The organism is Methanocalculus sp. (assembly GCF_029762515.1).
In the GTDB taxonomy this organism is placed as follows: domain Archaea; phylum Halobacteriota; class Methanomicrobia; order Methanomicrobiales; family Methanocorpusculaceae; genus Methanocalculus.
Map to the genome: position 1 here is coordinate 1 of NZ_JARVGN010000230.1, position 3,741 is coordinate 3,741.

Annotated in this window: 3 protein-coding genes; all 3 read right to left on the reverse strand. The window is 52.4% G+C overall.

Annotated elements, in window-relative coordinates:
• Nucleotides 1-283: 283 nt before the first annotated feature.
• Nucleotides 284-1,909: a bifunctional UDP-sugar hydrolase/5'-nucleotidase gene (locus tag QCH34_RS08600; RefSeq protein WP_300332885.1), complete on the reverse strand. Its 1,626-nt coding sequence runs from the start codon at nt 1,907-1,909 to the stop codon at nt 284-286.
• 45 nt (nt 1,910-1,954) lie between these two features.
• Nucleotides 1,955-2,341 carry a hypothetical protein gene (locus QCH34_RS08605; protein WP_300332889.1) on the reverse strand — a complete coding sequence of 129 codons (387 nt, stop codon included), beginning with the start codon at nt 2,339-2,341 and terminating at the stop codon, nt 1,955-1,957.
• A 94-nt stretch (nt 2,342-2,435) separates the two neighbouring features.
• Nucleotides 2,436-3,741: thermosome subunit alpha (gene thsA, locus QCH34_RS08610; RefSeq protein WP_300332892.1), on the reverse strand; the 1,306-nt coding region annotated here is incomplete at its 5' end.

Genomic DNA, 3,741 nt, shown 5'->3' on the forward strand with positions numbered 1-3,741 from the left:
ACAATCCGAATAAAACCAGCCAAACCTGTTATAACTGCTGAGGTACGGCCTTCAAGGAGGGTGCGGAGGCTTATGATGAACCAGACAGACTTTCCGGTTTCTTCAGAAGCTGTGATGAACCTTTTTGTCTTGGGACTCATGACAATCACCGTTTCAATAACCGGAATTACCCTTGGCATGGTTCTCAGACTGAGTGGTTTCTGATCCGGATTCTCTTCCCCCTACCCCTCCTCAATAATCTTAATATAATCAACCGAAGGGTCAAATCAGCTTCTTCTCCTTTCTATTTGATCTGAATTCTTCCACCCCAACCAGTCCTCTCTACCTGTTCCCACTTGACAGATACAATGACCGGGTCGATATCCCGGACAGTTGTTCCCACATACTCCGATCCTGCCGCCTCTGCAATAGCATAATGCCCATCGCCGCCTGATGCAAGCCAGCTATTGACAACGACAGTGTAACACTGGTCCTCCTTCATTTCTTCCCACCCTCTGGCTTCCAATACTTCGATTCTGCTCACTCGTCTGCCGGGAGTCATGAGCTCTGCCAGACTCTTCCCCTCGTACCTTCCGGTAAAGGGATCCCCCTCCGTATCGATGGTGAACCGTATACCAGATACCTGGAGGAATCCTCCGGTTGGCGGACGCTCACCGGGAAATATTTCATCCCCTGAAATCCTGAGTGCCGATGCCGAGATCTCAAGTGAATCCCTGATCTCTCCTCCCGTCATCTGCACGAGGACGAGTTCGCTACCAAATGGGAGGATCTCCTGCATCATCCCCCAGGATACCGGACCTGGAGAAAAGACCCGGTCGCCCCGGATCGACCCTCCATTTATAAACGCAACATCTGCCTCAGGGAACCAGTCCCGCCATGCATCGGTGATGAGATCTCCAACTTCGGCTTCGCCTCCCCTGACGATCATCTTCCGGGTATCGAGCGGGAAGCTGATCTCCCCGACCGGCTTCTTCATCTCTTCCTCATAAGCAGTGATGAAGGGTGCAAGTACTGCAGAGACGGCTGCGTCTTCCCCTTCCGGTTTGATAACCTCAAAACTCCAGTTGATCACCTCCCTGTCCCTGAGTGTCAGCCTGAGTATCCCGAGGTCATCTCCATATTGGCCGGCCTGGACGATAGGAACAATCCGGTTATCCGGATCCCGCACCTCTTTCTGGAGAACGATATGATCATGACCCCCGATGATTGCATGAATCCCGGCAACATTCTCTGCAAGACGCGTATCTTCCGCTTCTCCCATATGGGAGAGGCAGATGATAACGTCAACATCAGCATTCCGAAGGGATCGGACCGCCTCTTCTGCTGCCACACAAGGATCGGTGACGGTGATGCCTGGGCCGGTTGGAGCTATTGAACTTAGTTTTGGTGTCATCAGGCCGAATATGCCTATTTTAAGCTCATCCTGACCGATGATTGCCCATGGCTTGATGATATGGCTCAGGGTTTCATTTGTAACGATCATGTTAGCCGAGACGATAGGAAACCCTGCATAACCGGCAGCTCTGGCATATCCGCTCTCTCCAAACCCAAACTCATGGTTTCCGGGGCAGACTGCATCATACCCTGCTCTTGTCATGCCGCGATATTCCGGCTCTCCATGAAAGAGAGAATAGGGGGCGCCTATCAGGTCATCCCCGCTTGACAGGAGGAGGGAATAATCTTCTTCGGCTCGTATTCTGTTGGCGGTTTCAGCGATAGCTGACAGACCCGGACTTTCTACTCCTTCGATGATCCCGGGCGGAAAGATTCTGCTCTGGAGATCAGAGGTTGTAAGGATCGCAAGGTGTATCTCTCTCTCCTGCACAGGCTGGGGAAAGGAAAGTGCTGCGAAGAGTATCATTCCAATAATGACAGCAGCGATGAGCAGGGTATAACGTTTGGACATCATGGCAGGTTTTCTTCTTATTCAAACAAAGGGGATGCGGGGTACCGGCTATCTGATCACCGGATCGCAGATATCCTCTTCGATGTCGCATTTGCCGATATACTGGAGATTGAACTTGTAAAACTGGGTGAACCCGCAGTTCCTGCACCGGACTGTGAAATGGTTGCACCCGACAAAGAGGTCATGGGTTCCAGTTATATGGCAGTTTCTGCACTCTGCTGTCGGCTCAAGGTTCCAGACATCATAACAGGATATCGGGGTGAATGATCCGCTTGAACCCACCTCATGGATGCGGGGGATGAAGACCCTCGTTGCGCCGCAGTTCGAGCAGATCACCTGTGCCTGCTGGGGCACCACTTTGATCACCTGATCGGCGTCTGCATGACAATGGTAACAATCCGTCTTATATTTGGTATAGATGAATCCGGTCTTCATAAAAGAGATTGAAGACGCACAAGAAGAAAAAAGTACCCCTCCCGAAAGGAGGGTCATATGGTATCCTGTTTAAAAAGGGGTTGTAGTTGGGATCTTACATCATGCCGGGCATTCCGCCCATGCCGCCCATTCCACCCATGCCGCCCATTGCAGCCATCTCTTCCTCGCTTGGCATTCCGCCGCCCTTTCCGGACGAGGCGATGACGTCATCGATCCTGAGGATCATGACTGCAACTTCTGCTGCTGAGGAGATTGCCTGGGTCTTGACACGGAGAGGCTCGACAACGCCTGCTGCCTTCATGTCTGCTGCTTTTGCTGCGAAGACATCGAGGCCGAAGGTCTTTTTGCCCTGCTCGTGAGCTGCACGGAGGTCGACGAGCATGTCGATTGGGTCAAGTCCTGCGTTCTCTGCGAGGGTTCTTGGGATGATCTCAAGTGCGCTTGCAAATGCTTCGATTGCGAGCTGTGCACGGCCACCAACGCTGGATGCGTATTCACGGAGGCGGAGTGAGAGTTCAATCTCAGGAGCGCCGCCGCCTGCGACAACCTTCTTGTCCTCGACGACGACACCGACAACGCGGAGTGCATCTTCGATTGCACGCTCAAGCTCGTCGACGACATGGTCGGTTCCGCCTTTGATGATGATCGAGACTGCTTTTGGATTGTAGCACTCTTCAACAAAGATCATCTCTTCGCCTGAGACCTTGCGCTCTTCAATCCTGCCGGCTTTACCGAGCTCTTCGGTTGAGATTGCATCAATGGATGAGACGAGGGCTGCACCGGTTGCACGTGCAAGCTTCTCCATGTCGGATTTCTTGACACGGCGGACTGCGAAGATACCTGCCTTTGCAAGGTAGTGCTGGGCAATGTCGTCGATACCCTTCTGGCAGAAGACAACGTTTGCACCGGATGCGATGACCTTGTTGACGATCGTCTTGATCATCTTCTCTTCTTCATCAAGGAACATCTGGAGCTGATCGGGGCTTGTAATGCTGATCTCAGCGTCGACTTCGGTCTTCTTGAATTCGATTGCTGCGTTTAAAAGGAGAACCTTCGCGTCTTTGACGAGCTTTGGCATGCCTGAGTGGACACGTTCCTTGTCAATGATCATGCCTTCGATGATCTCGGAGTCGTCGATTGAGCCGCCGACCTTCTTCTCGATCTTGACGTTCTCGGTATCGACGGTTCCGTCCTCATCGGTGACCATGGTGATTGCCTTTACAATGAGTTCACAGAGTTTCTCTTTTGAAGATTCTGCGCCCTTTCCGGTCATTGCGGTCTCGGCGATCTTGGTAAGGATGGCTGTGTCGCCCGGCTGGATGTCAAAGGCGATATCCCGTAAGATCTCCTGTGCCTTATTTGCTGCCTGACGACATCCCTGAGCGATGACTGTCGGGTGG

Excerpts from the sequence above, each read along its gene's own strand:
- QCH34_RS08600 (WP_300332885.1), bottom strand. The coding sequence starts at position 1,909 with ATGATGTCCAAACGTTATACCCTGCTCATCGCTGCTGTCATTATTGGA.
- QCH34_RS08605 (WP_300332889.1), bottom strand. The coding sequence starts at position 2,341 with ATGAAGACCGGATTCATCTATACCAAATATAAGACGGATTGTTACCAT.